Below are 20,104 nucleotides of genomic sequence, written 5' to 3'. Positions count from 1 at the left end.
TTGTCGGTCCAGGGGCGCGGGGCTAGCCTGGGAGCCGAACTGAATCTGACGGGTCATCAGATACGTATCGGATGCGTACCGGACACGCATCCGGTGCGAGCCGTGTGCGCCGAAGGGGACACCATGACGGAACTGCCTCGGATCGTCAGCGTCGACGACCATGTGATCGAGCCGCCGCACCTCTTCTCGACCTGGCTGCCCGCCAAGTACCGCGACCGCGGTCCGCAGCCGCTCACCGCGGGCATCGGCGAGCTGGCGTACACGGGCGGCAAATACGTGATCACCATGGATCCGGACGGCCCGCCGACCGACTGGTGGATCTACGAGGACCTGAAGTTCCCGTACAAGCGGAACATCGCCGCCGTCGGCTTCGACCGTGACGACATGACGCTGGAGGGCATCACCCGCGCCGAGATGCGCCGGGGCTGCTGGGACCCGGTCGAACGGCTCAAGGACATGGACCTCAATCACGTCGAGGCGTCGCTCTGCTTTCCCACCTTCCCGCGCTTCTGCGGCCAGACCTTCGCAGAGGCGCACGACAAAGAGGTCGCGCTCGCCTGCGTGCGCGCCTACAACGACTGGATGGTGGAGGAGTGGTGCGGCGACAGCGGTGGCCGACTGATCCCGCTCTGCATCATTCCGCTCTGGGACATCGACCTGGCGGTCGCGGAGATCGAGCGGAACGCCGCGCGCGGGGTGCGGGCGGTGACCTTCTCCGAGATCCCGACCCATCTCGGGCTGCCGTCGATCCACACCGGCCACTGGGACCCGTTCTTCGCGATCTGCCAGGAGACCGGCACGGTCGTCAACATGCACATCGGGTCCAGCTCACAGATGCCGGCCGCCTCGCCGGACGCCCCGCCCGCCGTACAGGCCTCGCTCTCCTTCAACAACGCGATGGCGTCGATGATGGACTTCCTGTTCAGCGGGGTGCTGGTGAAGTACCCGCGGCTGAAGCTCGCCTACAGCGAGGGCCAGATGGGGTGGATCCCGTACGCCCTGGAACGCGCCGACGACGTGTGGGAGGAGCACCGGGCGTGGGGCGGGGTGCGTGATCTGATCCCCGAACCGCCGTCGACGTACTACTACCGGCAGATGTTCTGCTGTTTCTTCCGCGACAAGCACGGTGTCGCGTCGCTCGATGTGGTCGGGCGGGACAACGCGACGTTCGAGACCGACTACCCGCACGTCGACTCGACCTTCCCGCACACGAAGGAGGTCGCCCTCGACCACGTCAAGGGACTGGACGACGAGACCGTCTACAAACTGATGCGCGGAAACGCGATCCGGATGCTGAGCCTGGACCTCGACCGGGACCTCGGCAGGTGACGGATCTGTCGTACACGCCCGAGGAGGAGGAGTTCCGGGCGCGGCTGCGGGAGTGGCTCGGCGACGTACTGCCCGGACTGCCCGCGAAACCCCGTCCCGACGACTGGCCGGGGCGGCGGGCGTACGACACCGCCTGGCAGCGGATGCTGTACGACGCCGGGTACGCGGGGCTGCACTGGCCCGTCGACGCGGGCGGGCGGGGCGCCACCCCCACCCAGCACCTGATCTTCCTGGAGGAGACGGAGAAGGCCGGGGCACCGTACGTCGGCGCGAACTTCGTCGGGCTGCTGCACGCCGGGCCGACGATCGCCACCGAGGGCACGGCCGAGCAGCGGGCCCGCTGGCTGCCGCCGGTCCTGTGCGGCGACGAGATCTGGTGCCAGGGGTTCAGCGAACCGGAAGCGGGCTCCGACCTGGCCTCGCTGCGCACCCGGGCGGTCCGCGACGGCGATCACTACGTGGCCAGCGGCCAGAAGATCTGGACCTCGCACGCGGAGGTCGCCGACTGGTGCGAACTGCTCGTGCGCACGGATCCGGCCGCGCCGAAACACCGCGGGATCAGCTGGCTCGCGATGCGGATGGACGCCCCCGGTGTCACCGTCCGCCCGCTGCGCACGCTCGCCGGGTCCACCGAATTCGCCGAGATGTTCCTCGACGAGGTGCGGGTGCCGGTCTCCCACCGGGTCGGCGCGGAGAACGACGGCTGGCGGGTCACCATGGTCACCCTGTCCTTCGAGCGCGGTACGGCGTTCGTCGGCGAGGTCGTCGCCTGCCGTCGCACCCTGGCCGCCCTGGCCGCCGAGGCCCGGGCGAACGGCCGCTGGGACGACCCGGTGCTGCGCAGGACGCTCGGCAGGCTGAACGCCGAATTCCGGGCGCTGTGGCGGCTCACCCAGTGGAACGTCAGCGAGGCGCAGCGGGCCGGGGGCAGCGGTGGCGTGCCCGGCACCGGCGGCTCGGTATTCAAGCTGCGCTACTCGCAGGCCCGCCAGGAGCTCTACGACGCGGCGGCCGAGGTGCTCGGCGCGGACGGGGCCGATCTGGACCGGGAATGGGTCCTGGACCGGCTGACCTCGCTCTCGTACACGATCGCCGCGGGCACCTCGCAGATCCAGCAGAACATCGTCGCCGAGCGGATCCTCGGCCTGCCGAAGGGGCGCTGAGCGGACTGTGGACTTCCAGCTTTCGGACGACCAGCGCGCCCTGCGGACCGGGATACGGGAGCTGCTCGCCGGCCGCTTCGGCAGGGACCGGATGCGGGCGGCGCTCGACGCGGGTACGGACGTCGACCGGGTGGTGTGGGGAGAGCTGGGCGCGGCCGGGTTCTTCGCGCTGCGGCTGCCGGAGGCGGAGGGCGGCGTGGGGCTCGGGCTGCCCGAGTCCGTCCTGCTGTTCGAGGAGGCGGGGCGGGTGCTGTTGCCCGGACCGCTGGCCGCCTCACATCTCGCCGCCGGTGCGGTGAAGGGGGCGGCGGAGGGCGGGACGGTGGTCGCGGTGCTGGACGAGTGCCGCCCGGTCGCCCACCTGGGCGCGGCAGACGCACTGATCGCCCTGGTGGGAGGGGAGGTGCGGGTGCTGGAGGGGGCGGCGCTGCGCGAGTTCGTACGGGGCGCCACCTGCCCCGTACGGTCACTCGATCCGCTCACGCCGCTGCACCGCGTGACGGCTGCGGCCTCGCTCGGGGACCCTCTGCCCGGGGCCGAGGCGGCGCGGTTCCGGCGGGAAGGCGTACTGCTGGCCGCCGCCGAGCAGCTCGGCAGCGCCGCACGCACCACCGAGATGGCTGTTCAACACGCACGTGGGCGCGAGCAGTTCGGCTCGCCCATCGGTGCCTTCCAGTCGGTCAAACACCTGTGCGCCCAGATGTTGGTACGCGCCGAGCTGGCCCGTACCGCGGTGTACGCGGCGGCCGTGACCGCGGACCCGGTCGAGATCGCCGGCGCGAAGCTGCTCGCCGACGAGGCGGCCGTCCGCAATGCGCGGGACTGTCTCCAGGTGCACGGCGGGATGGGCTTCACCTGGGAGGCGGACGTACATCTGCACCTCAAACGGGCGTGGCTGCGGGCCGGGCAGTGGCTGACGGCGGCCGAGGCCGAGGAGACGCTTGCGGCCGATCTGTGCTGAGCGCGCGGCGGACCGAGGGCCGACCCGGGACGGGTGCGGCTGCGATCGGGGGATGAGTGCCGAGTGCATGCACGTCACGCGAAACGCCCCTGAACTTCACGCTGCGGAGTCACGCAGTGCAGTCGGTAAGTCCCGATACCGGCTTGTGTCCTTTGCGTGATTCGTCACGGGCCGCAGTTGCCGTCGGCTCGGGTACGCTCCGTTGGATGCGAGTGGTTGTGGAACCCGACGATCCGGGTGTTGCCCCTGGGGCGACTCCGGTCCGGACGCGGTGCCCTGCTCGCGTTCCCGTCAGAAGCGCCGGGCCTGCCCGTGGGGCGATTCCCGCGCCCTCCGTGTGCTTCTGTTCGACCCCCCGCAGCGTGCGTCGCACAGTATGCACCACGCGTACTCCTTCGCGCTGGAATATGCCCGAAGCGCTTGTTGCGGTGACTGTACGTCAACCATGCTGTCTCGTAAGGGAATCACGTTCCGTGACCCTGAGGAGGCGCGAGGCGATGTGTCCGCCGGTTCGGATGGTGTGAGCGGTGCAGGTGCTTCAGGTTCAGTTGGAGGTCGGGCCGGATCCCGCAGAGGTCGGGCGGGCCCGCAGGTGGGCCCGGTCGAGACTGGTCGGGTCCGGGATAAGGGACGACGAGCCGCTGGCCGAGACGCTCATCCTGCTGATCTCGGAGCTGGTCACCAACGCGGTCGTCCATACTGGGTGTCCGGCCGTGCTGCGCATGCTGTTCGGCGCGGCTGAAACGGCGGGGGCGGCCGGGACCGTACGGGTCGAGGTGGCCGATACCAGCTGCCGCCCGCCGCAGCAGCGGCACGCGGCGGGCGAGGACACCGGCGGCCGGGGCCTGGAGCTGGTCGACGGCCTCGCCGACCGCTGGGGGTGGCAGCCGGAAGGCGCCGGCAAGCAGATCTGGTGCGAGGTGGACCGCGGGGCGCCCGTGGTGCAGGTCCAGATGCAGGTGGGGGCGCACGGGGCCGGCGTGCATGAGCCGTCGCCCGCCGTCGTCACCCATCCCGCTTAGGAGTCACAGGACGGCCACCGGGGCGACCGGGGTGCCGGTGGCGCCGACGAACGGTTCCGGCATGGCGGAGAGCAGAAAGCCGTAGCGTCCCGCCTCCGCACAGGCTGTGGACAGCCCTTCCAGATTCCAGTTCTGGCCCTGCAGCATGCCCATCTCGACCAGGTCCAGTGCATGCACACCCAGCCAGAGATCCTCGATCTCCGCCGGGAAGATCTCGAAGGTCAGTGTGTCATTGGCGACCGCGGCGACATCGCGCGCGTGGAACCACTCGGGCGTCCGGATCGACAGGCCGGGAGACGGATAGGCGTACGCGTGCTTGTCGCCCGCCAGATACACCTGGATCTGCCCGGTCCGTACGAGGACGATGTCACCGGCCCGGACCCGGATCCCGCCGAACTCCTCGGCCGCGTCCAGGTCCTCCGGGGTGACGGCGTGGTCGCCGGGCAGCCGGTCCACGCCGCGGGCGCGTGCCACGTCCAGCAGCACGCCGCGTGAGACGAGGTGCGGGGGTGCGGCGATGGAGCTGAACTGTGCGCCGCCGTGCGCGGTGACGGTGGCGGCGGGGCGGCCGTTGTAGATCTTCCCGGAGTGCGAGGCGTGCGTGAGCGCGTCCCAGTGGGTGGCCGCCTGCAGCCCGAGCGTCACGACGTCGTCGCTGGTGGCGACCGTGCCTGGGCCGAAGATCTCCTGATTGATCTGGACCATGGCATGCAGCGGGTTGACCCGCCCCGGAATCAGCCCGCTCTGCACGCCGTCCTGCTGGAGGGCGAGCGCGAGAGGGATCCGCTGCCCGGTGCGGACGGTCGCCGCCGCGTCCCGTACCACCGCGTCGGTGATCAGGTTGAGCGTCCCGATCTCGTCGTCCGCGCCCCAGCGGCCCCAGTTGTTCACGCGTTTGGCGATCTCGTGGAACTCGGCCGGCAGTGGCATGGGGGCCTCCTGGAATCGATGGGTCGCCGGTCTTGTGCTGACGGAGCCGACTACCCGTAAAATCTAACGGTCCGTCAGAAACCGCGGGAAGGGGCCGGGCATGGGGAACTTCTTGGCAGGCAAGGTGGTGGCCGTGACCGGTGCCGGCCGTGGCATCGGACGAGCGGTCGCGCTGGCCGCGGCGGCGCAGGGGGCCCGGGTCGTCGTCAACGACTACGGGGTCTCCATCGAGGGCGGCGAACCGAGCAGCGAGATAGCCGAGTCCGTCGTCAAGGAGATCGAGGCGGCGGGCGGCGAGGCCGTAGCGGTCGCCGACGACATCTCCACGATGGCGGGCGGACAGCGGATCGTGGACACGGCGCTGGCGCGGTTCGGGCGGATCGACGGAGTCGTGTGCGTGGCCGGGATCCTGCGCGAACGGATGCTGTTCAACATGTCCGAGGAGGAGTGGGACCCCGTCGTCGCCACCCACCTGAAGGGCACCTTCACCGTCTTCCGGGCCGCCTCGGCGGTCATGCGGAAGCAGCAGGGCGGCGGCACGCTGGTCGGCTTCACCAGCGGCAACCATCAGGGCAGCGTCGCCCAGGCCAACTACAGCGCCGCGAAGGGCGGGATCATCTCGCTCGTCCGGAGCGCGGCGCTCGGCCTGCACAAGTACGGCGTCACGGCGAACGCGGTCGCCCCGGTGGCCCGGACCCGGATGTCCGCGAACGTCCCGATGGAACTGAAGGAGATCGGCGAACCGGAGGACGTGGCCGCACTCGTCGTCTACCTGCTGAGCGATCGGGCCCGCAAGGAGAAGATCACCGGTCAGGTCTACACGATCGCCGGCCCGAAGATCGCGGTCTGGGCGCAGCCGAGGGAACTGCGGGCGGGGTACGCGGAGGGGGCCTGGACGCCGGAGCGGATCGCCGACTTCCTGCCGGGGACGGTGGGGGTGGATCCGATGCCGATGCTCGCGCAGCTGGAGGCGATGGCGGCCGCGGCGGCGGCGAAGGCGAGGCCCAACGCGTGACATCCCGCCGGGGCCCCGCCCCGGACCCCGCTCCTCGACCGACGGAGGGGCTGGATTTCCCGCCCGACCCCAAGGAGTGGACGTGGACTTCGCGTTCGACGCGGCGGACGACGCCTTCCGCCAGGAGGCCCGGTCCTGGCTGGAGGCCCACCTCACACGGCCCTGCGCCACCGAGGGCGGCCGCGCCTGGGAGCAGGAGCTGGGCCGCGCCGGCTGGATCGGCCTCGGCTGGGACACCGGGACAGCCGGCTACGGAAACCGGCACGCCACCCTCACCCAGCAGGTCGCCTGGGCGGAGGAGTACGCACGCACCACCGCGCCCGCCCGGGTCGGCCACATCGGCGAGAACCTCCTCGCCCCCACCCTCGTCGCGTACGGAACCGACGCGCAGAAGCAGCGGTTCCTCCCCGCCGTCGCCCGGGGCGAGGAACTCTGGTGCCAGGGCTACAGCGAACCCGGCGCCGGCTCCGACCTCGCCGGGGTGCGGACCGCAGCAGTGCCGGACGGCGCCGGCCGGTACATCGTCACCGGGCAGAAGATATGGACCTCGCTCGCCCAGGACGCCGACTGGTGCTTCGTCCTCGCCCGCACCACCCCCGGCTCGCAGCGCCACCACGGACTGTCGTTCCTGCTGGTGCCGATGGACCAGCCGGGCCGTGTCGAGGTGCGCCCGATCCGTCAGATGTCCGGGACGAGCGAGTTCAACGAGGTCTTCTTCGACGGCGCGCTCGCCGAGGAGGTGGTCGGCGGCGAGGGCAACGGCTGGACCGTGGCCATGGGGCTGCTCGCCCTGGAGCGCGGCGTCTCCACCCTGGTCCAGCAGATCGGTTTCGCCGCCGAGCTGGACCGTGTGGTCCGGTCCGCCGTCGCCGGCGGTGCGGTCGCCGACGCCGTACTGCGCGCACGGCTCGTCCGGCAGTGGGCCGAACTGAGGACCATGCGCTGGAACGCCCTGCGCACCCTGGGCGGTTCCGGCGACGCGGGCGCCCCGAGCGTCGCCAAGCTGCTCTGGGGTGGCTGGCACAAACGGCTCGGCGAACTCGCCGTGGAGATCAGGGGCGCCGCCGGAGCCGTCGGCCCGGACGACTGGTCGCCCGCCACGCCGTACGAACTCGACGAGGCACAGCGCCTGTTCCTGTTCACCCGGTCCGACACCATCTACGGCGGCTCGGACGAGATCCAGCGGAACATCATCGCCGAGCGGGTGCTCGGCCTACCGAGGGAGCCGAGATGAGAGGCGTCGTCTTCGACGGCAAGCGGACCGAGGTCGTCGACGACCTGGAGATACGTGACCCGGGACCCGGCGAGGTGCTCGTCGCGGTGGCCGCCGCCGGCCTGTGCCACAGCGATCTGTCGGTCGTGGACGGGACCATTCCGTTCCCGCTGCCGGTGGTGCTCGGGCACGAGGGTGCGGGCGTGGTGGAGGCGATCGGCGCGGGTGTCACGCATGTCGCGCCCGGCGACCATGTCTCGCTGTCCACGCTGGCCAGTTGTGGCGCGTGCGCCCAGTGCGACCGGGGCAGGCCGACGATGTGCCGCAAGGCGATCGGGATGCCCGGTCAGCCGTTCTCGCGGGGCGGCAAGCCGCTGTACCAGTTCGCCTCCAACTCGGCGTTCGCCGAACGGACCCTCGTCAAGGCCGTGCAGGCGGTGAAGATCCCCGCCGACATCCCGCTGACGTCGGCCGCCCTGATCGGCTGCGGTGTGCTGACGGGAGTCGGAGCCGTACTCAACCGGGCGAAGGTCGACCGCGGGGACACGGTCGTCGTGATCGGCACCGGCGGCATCGGGCTCAATGTGATCCAGGGTGCGCGGATCGCGGGCGCGCTGACGATCGTCGCGGTGGACGCCAACCCGGCGAAGGAGGCGGTGGCGCGGCAGTTCGGTGCGACGCACTTCCTGCCGTCGGCGGACGGCGTGCGCGAGATCCTGCCGACCGGCGCCGACCACGCCTTCGAGTGCGTGGGCCGCACGGAACTGATCCGGCAGGCGATCGACCTTCTGGACCGGCACGGCCAGGCGATCCTGCTGGGTGTCCCGGCGGCGACGGCGGAGGCGTCGTTCCTGGTCTCGTCGATGTACCTGGACAAGTCGATCCTGGGCTGCCGGTACGGCTCGTCGCGCCCGCAGCGGGACATCGCGCTCTACGCGGACCTGTACCGGGACGGCCGGCTGCTCCTCGACGAGCTGGTGACGGAGACGTATCCGGTGGAGGACTTCGCGAAGGCGGCGGACGACGCGCACCACGGGAGAGTGGCGCGCGGCGTGCTGGTGTTCTAGTGCCCCTCCCGGCACAAAAGGCTCCCCGGGCGCCGCATCCCGTTCCGCGCCCTCAACGACCGGCCACCCCCGCCCGGAACGTCCGCCGGTACACCGTCGGTGACACCCCCAATGCCGCCTGGACGTGCTGGCGCAGCGACGTCGCCGTCCCGAACCCCGCTTCCCGCGCCACCTGGTCGATCGACAGGTCCGTGGCCTCCAGCAGCCCCCGTGCCCGCTCCACCCGCTGCCGGGTCAGCCACTGCCCGGGACTGATCCCGACCTCCTCACGGAACCGGCGCGTGAACGTCCGTACGCTCATCGACTGTTGCTGTGCCATGTCGCGCAGCAGGATCGGCCGGTCGAGCCGCCCCAACGCCCAGGCCCGCGCGCTCGTCGTGGTCGCGAACTGTGCTTCGGGGACGGGCCGTTGGATGTACTGTGCCTGCCCGCCGTCGCGGTGCGGCGGTACGACCGTGCGCCGGGCGACGTCATTGGCGACGGCCGTGCCGTGGTCGCGGCGCACGATGTGCAGGCAGAGGTCGATCCCGGCGGCGACCCCGGCGGAGGTGAGGACGTCCCCGTCGTCGATGAACAGGACGTCGGGGTCGACCCGGACCTGCGGGAACAGCTGCTGGAAGTGGTCGGCGGACGACCAGTGCGTGGTGGCGGGGCGTCCGTCGAGACGCCCGGCGGCGGCAAGCACGTAACTGCCCGTGCAGATCGAGACGAGCCGGGTGCCGGGCCTGATGTACGCGAGCGCGGTGGCCAGCGCGTCCGTCAGCCTGCCCTCCTCGTAGACGGGGCCGAGTTCGTAGGAGGAGGGGATGACGACCGTGTCGGCGGTGGCCAGCGCCTCGGGGCCGCGCTCGACGGAGATGGTGAAGTCCGCGTCGGTGGTGACCGGTCCCGGTGGGCGGACGGAACAGGTCACGACTTCGTACAGCTTCCGGTCCCGGTCGCCGCTCTCGGAATCGCGCGCCAGGCCGAAGATCCTTTGTGGGATGCCCAGTTCGAAAGGGAGTAGCCCGTCGAGGGCCAGGACGACGACTCGATGTCGCATGGCGTACTCCCTTCACCCCTAGTGGTATAGACCTTAAACTGATACATGTCACTGACGTGAAGGAAAAGTCAGCAGAGCACGAGTGCATTCCCGGCGCGATCCTCGATAGCGCCCCCTCCCCTTCGTCCTCCCTCGGCCCTCCGGGTTCCTCGTCGGCCCTGGATGTGCGATGGGACGGTGACCGACCGGGAAGCGAGCTCTGGAACCGTAACTTCCGGCTCTTCTTCATCGCCCGTACCGCCGCACTGTTCGGCGACGGCATGATCCCGGTGGCGCTCACCGCGGGTCTGCTGGGAGCCGGCCGTCCGCCCTCCTCCGTGGGCTTCGCGCTGGCCGCCTGGATGGGGCCACTGGCGCTCTTCGTGCTCTTCGGCGGAGTGCTGGCGGACCGGTTCACCCCGCGGCGGATGATGATCATCGCCGACGGGCTGCGGCTGGTCGGGGCATCCGTACTGGCCATCTCCTTCGCCACCGGCAACCCGCCGCTGTGGGCGGTGTACGCACTGAGCTCGGTGGCCGGCGTCGGCGCCGCGCTCTTCCAGCCGGGCGTCGCGTCGACCGTGCCCCGGGTGTCGCTGGACGTGCAGCGCGGCAACGCGGTGCTCCGGGTCTCCGAGGCGCTGATGACCATGGCCGGCCCCGCCTTCGCGGGGCTGCTGGTCGGGCTGGCGAGCGCCGGAGCGGTGTACGCGGCGAACGCGTCGACGTTCGCTGTCTCCGGTGTCTGTCTCTTCCTGCTGCGCCTCGCCCCGATGCCGGCGGACGAGGCGCCACGCGGCACATTCGTCGCCGAACTGGTCGACGGCTGGCGGGAATTCAGGGCGCGCAGCTGGCTGTGGGGAGTGATCGCGATCTGGACGGTGTACGGCTTCACCGTGATGGGCCCGATGCTCCCGCTGACCGCGGTCGAGGTCACCGAGGCACACGGCTCGGCCACCTACGGCGTGATGATGGCGGTGAACGGCGCGGGCAGCGTGGTCGGCGGCCTGCTGGCCCTGCGGCTGAGACCGCGCCGGCCGCTCGCGGCGGGCGCGATCGCCCTGACCGGGGTGTGCGTGAACCTGGTGGTGCTGGGCCTCGGGATGCCGGTGTTCGCCCTGGGGGTGGGGCAGTTCGTCGCGGGCGGGGTGTTCGCGTTCTGGCTGGTGATGTGGTCGACGACGGTCCAGACCCACGTCCCGCCGGAGGCCCTGAACCGGCTCCACGCATACGACGTGGCGGGCTCCCTGCTGATGCTGGCGGCGGGCCGCGCACTGGCGGGACCGGTCGCGGACGCGGTGGGCGCTTCGGAAGTGCTGCTGGCCGGAGCAGTGATCAACGCGCTGGTGGTGGCGGTGCTGCTGGCGGCCCGCCCGATCCGCCGCCTGGAGCGGATCGGGTGAGCCGGGCAACCGCGGCGGCAGCGGCGGCGCTGACGGTCGCGGCCGGGCTCGGAATCCGGGCGGTGGCGTCCGGCGGCCTGGCCAAGTACGCCGGGGACGCGCTCTACACCGTGCTGATCTACACGCTGGTGGTGCTGATCGCGCCCCGCGCGAGGCCGCCGGCGGTGGCCGGGGCGGCGCTGGCGTTCAGCTGGGCGGTGGAGTTGCTGCAGCTGACGGGGGTGCCCGGGGTGCTGTCCCGGCACAGCACGGTCGCTCGTCTGGTGCTGGGCTCGACGTTCAACGCGCCGGATCTGTTCTGGTACGCGGTGGGGGCGGGTGCGGCCTGGGCCGTGCACCGCGGGGCGGCTGCCCGGACGGCCGGCTGACCGGCCGGGCAGGCTACCGTCAGCGCTTCTGCCGGTCCCGCTCCTCGGACTTCTGCATCTCGATGACCTGGAAGACATGCGCACTGGTCTGCCTGCGCACACTGCCACCGACGAGCAGCGCGGAGCCGAGGACGGAGAGCGGTCCGGAGACCGCCAGGACGGTGAGCTGCTTGGGCAGTTCCGACACCACCGTGCACTGCATGGTGACGCGGTAGCAGTACGCGTCCGCCTGATCCACCAGCAGGAACGCCAGCCAGATCCAGAGCCCGGCGGCGATGAGCAGCAGTCCGGCGCCCCACGCCTGCATCAGTGCGGAACGGTGATGGAACTGCTGACGCGCGACCCATTGCATGAGATCCCCCGGTTCGATCGGCTCGTCCGTCTCATTCGGCCGGGTGAGTGTTCGCCCCGGCCGACGGATGATCGTACGCCTTGCCTCCTGGCCCGATCCCTGCGAACCATGTCCTTCGGGCCACTCGTGAGGACATGCCCCGGGACCGGATGCTGGGCGACGTGACCCAGACAACCGATAGCGCCGCCGCAGGTCCCGCGCAGGACGACGGCCGCCCGGTCGACCGCACGCCGTCCCGCCTGCGCATCCACCGTGCCTGGATCGTCGCCGTCGTCACGTTCGTGACGATCATCGGCGGCGCCGCGTTCAACTCCCTGCCCGGCCTCCTCATCGACCCGCTGCACACGGAGTTCGGCTGGTCGCGCGGGGAGATCGGGCTGGCCGTCTCGATCGACATGGCGCTGTACGGACTGACCGCGCCGTTCGCCGCCGCGCTGATGGACCGGTTCGGCATCCGCCGGGTCGTCGTCGTGGCCCTCTCCACGGTCGCGGCGGGGGCCCTGGCCAGTGTCTGGATGACGGCTTCCTGGCAGCTGATGATCTATTGGGGCCTGCTCGTCGGCCTCGGCACCGGCTCGATGGCGTTGGCCTTCTCGGCAACGGTCACCAACCGCTGGTTCGTCGCCAGGCGCGGCCTGGTCACCGGCATCCTCACCGCGGCCGGCGCCTCCGGTCAGCTGGTCTTCCTGCCGTTGTGCGCCTGGATCGTCGAGGAGCACGGCTGGCGCCCGGCCTCGGTGACCGTCGCGCTGGCCGCGCTCGTCGTCGTCCCGTTCGTCTGGCTCCTGATGCGCGACCACCCGGCCGATGTGGGCCTGGCCCCCTACGGCGGTGCGTACGTGGAGAAGCCGGCGCCCGCCCGGGGCGCGGCGGCCCGTACCGTACGCGTGCTGTTCGACGCCGCCCGCACCGGACCGTTCTGGCTGCTCGCGGGCACGTTCGCGATCTGCGGCGCCTCGACCAACGGCCTGATCCGTACGCACTTCGTGCCGTCGGCCCACGACCACGGCATGCCCATCACGGCAGCCGCCTCACTGCTCGCCGTCATCGGGGTCTTCGACATCATCGGCACGGTCTTCTCCGGCTGGCTCACCGACCGCTTCGACGCCCGCCGGCTCCTCGCCGTCTACTACGCGCTGCGCGGCATCTCGCTGCTCTTCCTGCCGATGCTGATGGCGCCGACGGTGCACCCGCCGATGGTCTTCTTCATCGTGTTCTACGGCCTGGACTGGGTGGCCACGGTCCCGCCGACGCTGGCCCTGTGCCGCGAGCAGTACGGCGAAGACAGCGCGATCGTCTTCGGCTGGGTCCTCGCCTCCCATCAGGTGGGCGCGGCGCTGGTGGCGTTCCTCGGCGGTGTGGCGCGCGATGTGTTCGGCTCGTACGACATGGTCTGGTACGCGTCGGGGGCGCTGTGCGCGACGGCGGCGCTGATGGCGCTGGTGATCCGGCGGCAGGCGCAGACCCCGGAGCCGGTGGTGGCCGCTGGGTGACCGGCTCAGCCGGCGCGGTCGAGTGGTGTACGAACAGCTCGGCCGGTTCAGGACGCGGCGCCGGGCACGGGGGCCACTCACCCGCTGAAGCGCCCGAACACCCCCCGGTGGAACAGCAGCGGACCGGCCCCGTCCGCCGCCCCCAGCGCCTCCACCCGCCCGACCACGATCAGATGGTCGCCGCCCGTGTGGACGGCCTGGATGCGGCAGTCGACCCAGGCCGGTACGGAGGCCAGCAGCGGCGACCCGGTCGCGGGAGCGGCCCGGTACGTCACCCCGGCGAACTTGTCGGCCCCGCTCACCGCGAACCCCCGGCACAACGCGCTCTGCTCCGCGCCCAGGATGTTGACGCAGAACGCCCCGGCGCGGGCGATGCGCGGCCAGGTCGTCGACGTGCGGGCGACCATGAAGGTGACCAGTGGCGGGTCGAGGGAGAGCGAGGCGAACGACTGGCAGGCGAACCCCGCAGGGCCGTCCGGGTCGTCCGGGTCGTGGGCGGTGACGACGGTGACACCGGTCGCGAAGTGACCGAGCACGCGCCGGAACTCGGCCGGATCGACGGGCAACCGCTCGTCGTCGGCGACGGCCCGAAGATCGGGGCGCGGCAGCGGATCGACCGGCGCCGGGCCGGCAGTTGTGGCGGCGCCGACGGACCTGAGGTACCGGACGGCGATGGCGGCCATGCCTGCGTGTCCCATCACATCTCCCATTTAAGCTGACGGAGCGTCAGATCAGAAGAGCTGGGCCCGGATCGTCACAGCCCCCGGTACTTCGGTGTGCGGCGTTCCACGAAGCTCGACACGCCCTCGCCCGCGTCCTGCGTCGTCATGTTGATCTCCTGGGCCATCGCCTCGGCGGCGAACGCAGTTGCACGGTCGGCGTCCAGGGATGCGTTGACCAGCTGTTTGGTGAGGGCGAGGGCGCGGGTCGGTCCGTCCGCCAGTCGTTGCGACCACGCGCGGGCCGTTGCCGTCAACTCCTCGGCCGGCACCACCCGGTTGACCAGACCCAGACGTTCCGCCTCCGCCGCGGGGAGTGCGTCGCCGAAGAACATCAGCTCCTTGGTGCGCTGCGGTCCGATCAGGCGGGGCAGCAGGTAAGCGCCGCCGCCGTCCGGTACGAGGCCGCGGCGTACGAACACCTCGATGAACTTCGCCGAGTCGGCGGCCAGCACCAGGTCGCAGGCGAACGCCAGGTGCGCGCCGAGGCCGGCCGCCGTGCCGTTGACGGCCGCGACCACCGGCTTCTCGCAGTCCAGGACCGCCGCGATCAGACGCTGTGCGCCGAGCCGGATGGTGCGGGCCACATCGCCGGGGATCCGGTCGCCCGTGGACGGGGCGCCGCGCAGGTCGGCGCCCGCGCAGAAACCGCGACCGGTGGCGGTCAGGACGACGGCCCTGACCGCCGGGTCGGCGGAGGCCCGGGCGAGGAGGGCGATGAGGCGTTCCCGCTGGTCCCAGGTGACGGCGTTCATCGCTTCGGGGCGGTTGAGAGTGATCCATGAGACGCCGTTGTCAGTGGCGTGGAGTACCAATGAGTCGAGCGGGTCGGCGGACCCGGGAGCGTCTTCGGGGGAGGACGGCATGAGGTGGCTCCTCGGCAGGTGGCGTGGGCGGTCAGCGACAGACGGCGAGGGCGTCCAGCGCCACGGCGCCCTGTCCGCGCCCCAGCACCATCAGCGGGTTGATGTCCAGCTCGGCGAGGTCGTCGCCCAGTTCCAGCGCCATCCGCTGGACGCGCAGCACGACCTCCACGAGCGCGTCGACATCCACCGGCGGTCCGCCGCGTACGCCTTCCAGCAGGGCCCGCCCGCGCAGTTCGCCGAGCATCGCCCGCACCTGGTCCTCGCCGAACGGCGGCACCCGCACCGCCGCGTCGTGCAGTACCTCCACGAGGACGCCACCGAGTCCGACCGTCACCGTCGGCCCGAACAGGGCATCGTGGGTGACGCCGACCATCATTTCGACGCCCCGCTCGATCATCTGGCAGACCAGGACGCCGTCCAGCTCGATGCCCTCGTAGCGGGCGATGTCGGTCAGTTCCCGGTACGCGTCGCGGACCTGGCTGGCGGAGGTGAGCCCGACCTTGACCAGGCCGAGCTCCGTCTTGTGGGCCAGCCGCGCGCCGGACGCCTTCATGACGACCGGGAAGCCGACCAGGCCCGCCGCCCGGACGGCCGCCGCCGCGCTGGTGACCAGTTGCTCGCGGGGCACGCGGATGCCGTAGGCCCGCAGGAGCTGCTTCGCCGCGTGCTCGCTCAGCTGGTGGCCCGGACGCATCAGGGCCTGCGCCTTGCGGAACGAGGGCGACGGCGTGCGCGGCGCCTCGTCGAAGGGCGAGCGGTACGAGGCGGCGAACCGGTGATGGTCCAGATAGGCCTTCACGGCGGTGATGCAGTTGCCGAACGTGCGGAAGGTGGCGACGCGCGACGAGCCGAGCAGCGTCGTGCGGTACGCGTCCTCCGTACCGACCGGCGATCCCCACACCACGCACACCAGCTTGTCCGTGGTCTCCGCCGCGTCCACCAGGTCCTGCGCGAGCCTGTCGCTCATCGGGGGGAACGGGCCGGTGATCGGGCAGATCAGCACCCCGACGTCCGGGTCGGCGAGGATCGCGTCGATGATCTTCCGGCCGCGCCAGTCGCCGACCGGATGCCCGCCGTTGTCGACCGGGTTCGCCACATTCAGATAGTCGGGAATCCACTCGTGCAGCTCGCGCTGCTTCTCCTCGGACAGGGTGGGGAGTTTCAGCCCCGCCCCCGTTGCCAGGTCCGAGAAGTGCGCGCCCGTGCCGCCCGAGATCGAATACACGACGACCCCGTCGGCCTGCGGTTTCCGTGCCCGGGCCAGCAGGGCGGCGGTGTCCTGGAGTTCGTCGAGCCCGTCCACCCGGATCACGCCGAACTGCCGCATCGCCGCGTCCACCACCTGGTCGGCGCCGGTGAGCTTGCCGGTGTGTGACGCGGCCGTCCTGGCCCCCGTCTCCGTACGACCCACCTTGACGGCCACGACCGGAACCCCGGCCCGTGCCGCCCGGTCGGCGGCGAGCAGAAAGGAACGCCCGTCCTTGAGCCCTTCCACGTAGCAGGCGATGGCCCCGACCTCGGGGCGCTGAGAGAAGTACGAGATGAAGTCGGCGGTCTCCAGATCCGCCTCGTTGCCCGTGGGGGCCCAGTGCGACAGCCGTACGCCCAGCTCCTGGAGGGTGTAGACGGGGCGGCCCTGATGGCCGGACTGGGTGATCAGGGCGATCGCCGGCCCGTCGAGGTCGTCCCGGAACGCCTCGAACGCGTTGAGGTTGGTGTTCGGCCCGAGCAGCCGCAGCCCCGACCGCTCCACCGCGGCCGCCAGCCGCGCCTGGGCGGCGGCGCCCTCTTCACCGGTCTCGGCGAATCCGGAGGCGAAGGCGACCGCGAACTTCACCTTGGCCTGCCCGAGTTCCTCGATCACCGGGAGCGGGTCGCCGACCAGCAGCACCGCCAGATCGACCTGCTCCGGCAGGTCCGCGACGGAAGGAGAGCAGGGGCGGCCGAAGACGGACTCCCGGGTGGGATGGACCGGGTGCAGGCGTGCCCCGACCCGCTCGGCCCAGGCGACGAGCTGCTGGGTGATGCCGGTACGGGGCCGGCCCTCGGTGTCGGATGCCCCGATGACGGCGACGGACTCGGGCCGGAAGAACCGGTCCAGGTCGGGCACGGTCGCGTGCAGCGGGCGGCCGCTGACGTCGAGATCGCCTTCCGCGGCGGCGGCCGTCATGCTGTGGACGGCGGCGTGCGGCTCTTCGCCGCAGGCCACCACCCGGGCGCGGAAGTGTGTGGTGAGGGTGCCGTGAGTCGATCCAAGCATCGTTCCGCCCACTCCTGCTAGAGGTCCGTCCGGGCTTCGGGGCGCCCGTATCCAATTAGCTGACGCCATGTCAGGTTACTGAACTGACGCTCCGTCAGGAATGGGTAGGAAGGCAAAGGCTCGACGGACCCTGGCCCGGTTACCGCCCCTTCGCACGCCCGAGGTGCGGGAGTCGACGGCGCGTCGGCCGCGAATCGCAGCCGCCCCACAGAAACCTCTCCCCATTTGCCGCAGTCATGACATACGCTGCGCGTGCGGCCGCGCCCTTCACGTTGTCTTCACATGACGATGTGCGGGTGTCGCGCGGCCCGACTCGTCACCCGGCCGACCGAACCGGGTTTCTCCCTGGGGGTTCGAATCAACGTGCGCATGCGCACCGTGGCGACCGCGCTCGCGGTCCTTTTCAGCTCGACGGTCATGGCCGTCGGCACCGCAGGACCGGCGGCGGCCGACTCCGCCGGCGCCCTGCCGATCACCTCGTACGGCGACATCGCCGTGGACGGCGTCCACAAGCGGGTGTACATCAGCGATCCGGCCGGCAACAAGGTCGTCGTCACCGACTACACGGGCCGGGTCGTGGCGACCGTCCCGGATCTCTCCGGCGTGCGGGATCTGGCGATCTCGCCCGACTCCGGATTCGTCTACGCGGCCCTCCCGGGCGCCGACGCCGTCGTGGCCATCGAGACGACCGGCTCGACCGCGGCCGCCCGGTACAGCACCGGCGAGAACACCGACCCGCAGACCCTCGCGGTGGCGGGCGGACGGGTCTGGTTCGCGTACGGGCAGGAGTCCTCGCGCAACCTGGGCTCGTTCGACCCCGCGCAGGGCACCCCCGAGATCGCGCTCGACCAGCTCCCCGGCAATGCGTGGACCGTCGCTCCCGAACTGGAGTCCGCGGGGAACACCCTGGTGCTGGGGTTCCACGGCACCTGGTCGGAGCTGGCCGTGTACGACGTGTCCACCGGCGCCCCCGTCCTGCGCAAGGAAGGGGCGCAGGCCGATGCCCGCAGCGACATGGCGGACTTCGCGCTCAGTGCCGACGGCGCGCAGATCGTCACCACCTCAGGTACCTCCTCCTACGAGGCGACCGCGATCAACGCCGGTGACCTGACCCGCACCGGCGGCTACCCGATCGACGCGTACGGCCCCGACTCCGCCGCCATCGCCCCGGACGGCACGGTCGCCCTGGCCGCCGACAGCCCGTACGACAAGGACGTCTTCGTCTTCAAGCCGGGCGCGACGGAGCCGTTCCGCACATACACGTACGGGGCCTCCGCCTCCGGTGGCGACATCATCGCCGCACAGGGGCTGAGCTGGGCGCCGGACGGCAGTCGGCTGTTCGCCATCGCCCGGGGACAGGGCAAGACCTATCTCCGGGTCCTCGACGACGCCGCCCGCTACCCGGTCACGGCGACTGTCTCCGCTCCCGCCCGGGCGACCCGCGGCAAGCAACTCAGCGCAACCGGGCGGCTGACCTCCGACAGGCCGTTCCCGGCGGACGCGAAGGTCACGGTCGTCCGTACCGACCTCGACAGCCCGAAGGGCAAGTCGCTCGGTACGAGCACGGTCGCCGCGAACGGCGCCTTCACGTTCACGGACGCCCCGCCCGCGGGCGGCGATGTCACCTACACCGCGCAGTACGCAGGTGACGCCACGCACGCGCCGGTGTCGGCCGAGGCCTCGGTCGCCGTCTCGCGGGCGACGCCCTCGCTGACCCTGAACCGCAACGGCGCCCTGTACTCGTACGGCACCGATGTCTCGTTCACCGCGCACCTCGGTACGACGTACAAGAACCGGACGGTCGAGATCTGGGCCGACCCGTTCGGCACGGACAAGCCGAAGAAGCTGGTCAAGCGGGGCACGGTCAACTCCAAGGGCAATCTGTCCGCCACCGTGGACATGACCCGTGACACCACGGTCACCGCCGTCTTCGCGGGCGACGCCCGCTATGCACCGAAGACCGCGAAGTCCGTCGCGTACGCCAAGGTCAAGGTGTCCACGTCGGTCGCCAAGCAGTACAAGACGGCGAAGATCGGCTCGACCTCGTACGCGTACTTCCACAAGAAGACCAACCCGGTCTTCACCACGACCATGACGTACTACAAGAACCGCTCGCACAGGCTGAACCTGGAGATCTACTACCAGGGCAAGTGGTACGACGCGGGCTCGCAGTACTTCAAGCTCGGGACCAACGGCAAGTCCGCCGTGACGCTGACCGGCACGCACGACACCGGCTACCGGATGCGCATGCGCGCCTCGTACATCAACGCCTCCTCCGGCGACAACGTGAACTCCACCACCCACGGCGCCTGGAAGTACTTCATCTTCACCAAGTAGGGCCCGGCGGAAGCGAGAAGGGCCTCCACGGCTGTGGAGGCCCTTCTCCATGCACCGGCTACGAGGTAGGCGGACCCGCCGGCTGCCTGGTGGTGACGTTGACACGGTTGAACAGGTTGGTGATGCCGATCATCAGAGTCAGCGCCGCCAGTCCCTGCTCGTCGTAGTGGTCGGCCGCCGCGTCCCAGATCTCGTCCGGCACCGCGTCGCCCCGGTCGCTCAGCCGCGTCGCCGCCTCGGCGAGCGCCAGCGCCGCACGCTCCTCGTCGGAGAAGTACGGCGCCTCGCGCCAGGCCGCCACGGCGAACAGCTGCTCGTCGGCCACGCCCGCCTTCCTCGCGCTGCGGACCCCGTAGTCGACGCAGTAACTGCAGCCGTTGATCTGGCTGGCCCGCAGGTGGACGAGTTCCAGTGTCGAGTCCGGCACACCGCGGTTGCGGGTGGCCTTCAGGAGTTCCTGGATGGCGGGCACGGCCTCGGGGATGAGGGCGGCCGGGTTCTTCATCCGTGCTTCCATGATGCTGCTCCTCCGGATCTTCGGGGCCTGTGGTGACACCCGCTGGTTTTCGTCCTTCGGAGCAATGA

General features: G+C 71.0%; 18 protein-coding genes. 11 read left to right on the top strand and 7 right to left on the bottom strand.

From position 1 onward, the window contains the following. Positions 1–123 precede the first annotated feature (123 nt). The 4 genes from OHB49_RS19115 (at position 124) to OHB49_RS19100 (ending at position 4,475) form a co-directional block, all read left to right on the top strand. Positions 124–1,329 (top strand): amidohydrolase family protein, encoded by a 1,206-nt coding sequence (locus OHB49_RS19115; protein ID WP_329161724.1) that lies wholly within the window; start codon positions 124–126, stop codon positions 1,327–1,329. Continuing rightward, a complete protein-coding gene (locus tag OHB49_RS19110; protein ID WP_329161722.1) occupies positions 1,326–2,492 on the top strand; it encodes an acyl-CoA dehydrogenase family protein in 1,167 nt (388 codons plus the stop codon). Before OHB49_RS19115 ends, OHB49_RS19110 begins: the two co-directional genes overlap by 4 nt. 7 nt (positions 2,493–2,499) lie before the next feature. Continuing rightward, entirely contained in the window at positions 2,500–3,453 is a 954-nt protein-coding gene (locus OHB49_RS19105; RefSeq protein WP_329161720.1) for an acyl-CoA dehydrogenase family protein, read from the top strand. 527 nt (positions 3,454–3,980) lie between these two features. Continuing rightward, on the top strand, positions 3,981–4,475 hold the full coding sequence (locus tag OHB49_RS19100) for an ATP-binding protein (protein WP_329161718.1): 495 nt from the start codon (positions 3,981–3,983) through the stop codon (positions 4,473–4,475). Between the two features lie 3 nt (positions 4,476–4,478). Here the strand turns inward: OHB49_RS19100 and OHB49_RS19095 are convergent, their stop codons facing one another. Further along, positions 4,479–5,405, bottom strand: a complete 927-nt coding sequence (locus OHB49_RS19095) for a cyclase family protein (RefSeq protein ID WP_329161716.1) — start codon at positions 5,403–5,405, stop codon at positions 4,479–4,481. A 100-nt stretch (positions 5,406–5,505) separates the two neighbouring features. On the opposite strand from OHB49_RS19095, the gene OHB49_RS19090 reads away from it, so the two are divergent. The 3 genes from OHB49_RS19090 (at position 5,506) to OHB49_RS19080 (ending at position 8,700) form a co-directional block, all read left to right on the top strand. After that, positions 5,506–6,420, top strand: coding sequence for an SDR family oxidoreductase (locus tag OHB49_RS19090; RefSeq protein WP_030975614.1), 915 nt, complete (start codon positions 5,506–5,508; stop codon positions 6,418–6,420). Between the two features lie 82 nt (positions 6,421–6,502). Next, a complete protein-coding gene (locus OHB49_RS19085) occupies positions 6,503–7,654 on the top strand; it encodes an acyl-CoA dehydrogenase family protein (RefSeq protein ID WP_030975616.1) in 1,152 nt (383 codons plus the stop codon). Continuing rightward, on the top strand, positions 7,651–8,700 hold the full coding sequence (locus OHB49_RS19080) for a Zn-dependent alcohol dehydrogenase (protein WP_329161713.1): 1,050 nt from the start codon (positions 7,651–7,653) through the stop codon (positions 8,698–8,700). The genes OHB49_RS19085 and OHB49_RS19080 overlap by 4 nt, the downstream gene beginning before the upstream one ends. 52 nt (positions 8,701–8,752) lie before the next feature. Here OHB49_RS19080 and OHB49_RS19075 read toward each other — a convergent pair whose 3' ends face one another. Continuing rightward, complete coding sequence (locus OHB49_RS19075; protein ID WP_329161712.1) at positions 8,753–9,742, bottom strand: GlxA family transcriptional regulator; 990 nt, start codon at positions 9,740–9,742, stop codon at positions 8,753–8,755. 158 nt (positions 9,743–9,900) lie between these two features. Here OHB49_RS19075 and OHB49_RS19070 point away from each other — a divergent pair, with 158 nt between their 5' ends. Beyond that, positions 9,901–11,124 carry an MFS transporter gene (locus OHB49_RS19070; RefSeq protein ID WP_052189898.1) on the top strand — a complete coding sequence of 408 codons (1,224 nt, stop codon included), beginning with the start codon at positions 9,901–9,903 and terminating at the stop codon, positions 11,122–11,124. After that, the gene (locus OHB49_RS19065) at positions 11,121–11,492 is read left to right on the top strand and encodes a ribosomal maturation YjgA family protein (RefSeq protein WP_329161710.1); all 372 of its coding nucleotides are present in this window, start codon (positions 11,121–11,123) and stop codon (positions 11,490–11,492) included. The genes OHB49_RS19070 and OHB49_RS19065 overlap by 4 nt, the downstream gene beginning before the upstream one ends. A 19-nt stretch (positions 11,493–11,511) precedes the next feature. Here the strand turns inward: OHB49_RS19065 and OHB49_RS19060 are convergent, their stop codons facing one another. Then, entirely contained in the window at positions 11,512–11,844 is a 333-nt protein-coding gene (locus OHB49_RS19060) for a hypothetical protein (RefSeq protein WP_030975625.1), read from the bottom strand. 161 nt (positions 11,845–12,005) lie between these two features. Here OHB49_RS19060 and OHB49_RS19055 point away from each other — a divergent pair, with 161 nt between their 5' ends. Next, positions 12,006–13,337: an MFS transporter gene (locus tag OHB49_RS19055; RefSeq protein WP_376254058.1), complete on the top strand. Its 1,332-nt coding sequence runs from the start codon at positions 12,006–12,008 to the stop codon at positions 13,335–13,337. A 77-nt stretch (positions 13,338–13,414) separates the two neighbouring features. On the opposite strand, the gene OHB49_RS19050 is transcribed toward OHB49_RS19055, so the two are convergent. The 3 genes from OHB49_RS19050 to OHB49_RS19040 form a co-directional block, all read right to left on the bottom strand. After that, positions 13,415–14,020, bottom strand: coding sequence for a flavin reductase family protein (locus OHB49_RS19050; protein WP_329166539.1), 606 nt, complete (start codon positions 14,018–14,020; stop codon positions 13,415–13,417). A 71-nt stretch (positions 14,021–14,091) separates the two neighbouring features. After that, positions 14,092–14,922: an enoyl-CoA hydratase/isomerase family protein gene (locus tag OHB49_RS19045; protein ID WP_329161708.1), complete on the bottom strand. Its 831-nt coding sequence runs from the start codon at positions 14,920–14,922 to the stop codon at positions 14,092–14,094. A gap of 31 nt (positions 14,923–14,953) precedes the next feature. Continuing rightward, on the bottom strand, positions 14,954–17,182 hold the full coding sequence (locus OHB49_RS19040) for an acetate--CoA ligase family protein (RefSeq protein ID WP_329161706.1): 2,229 nt from the start codon (positions 17,180–17,182) through the stop codon (positions 14,954–14,956). A gap of 369 nt (positions 17,183–17,551) precedes the next feature. Here OHB49_RS19040 and OHB49_RS19035 point away from each other — a divergent pair, with 369 nt between their 5' ends. Next, positions 17,552–19,519 carry an Ig-like domain repeat protein gene (locus OHB49_RS19035; RefSeq protein WP_329161704.1) on the top strand — a complete coding sequence of 656 codons (1,968 nt, stop codon included), beginning with the start codon at positions 17,552–17,554 and terminating at the stop codon, positions 19,517–19,519. 58 nt (positions 19,520–19,577) lie between these two features. Here OHB49_RS19035 and OHB49_RS19030 read toward each other — a convergent pair whose 3' ends face one another. Beyond that, positions 19,578–20,036: a carboxymuconolactone decarboxylase family protein gene (locus OHB49_RS19030; protein WP_030975635.1), complete on the bottom strand. Its 459-nt coding sequence runs from the start codon at positions 20,034–20,036 to the stop codon at positions 19,578–19,580. Between the last annotated feature and the right edge of the window lie 68 nt (positions 20,037–20,104).

This window comes from Streptomyces sp. NBC_01717 (assembly GCF_036248255.1).
Classification (GTDB): Bacteria; Actinomycetota; Actinomycetes; order Streptomycetales; family Streptomycetaceae; genus Streptomyces.
Note: the sequence above shows the minus strand (reverse complement) of the source record. Positions and strands in the feature narration are given on the sequence as shown.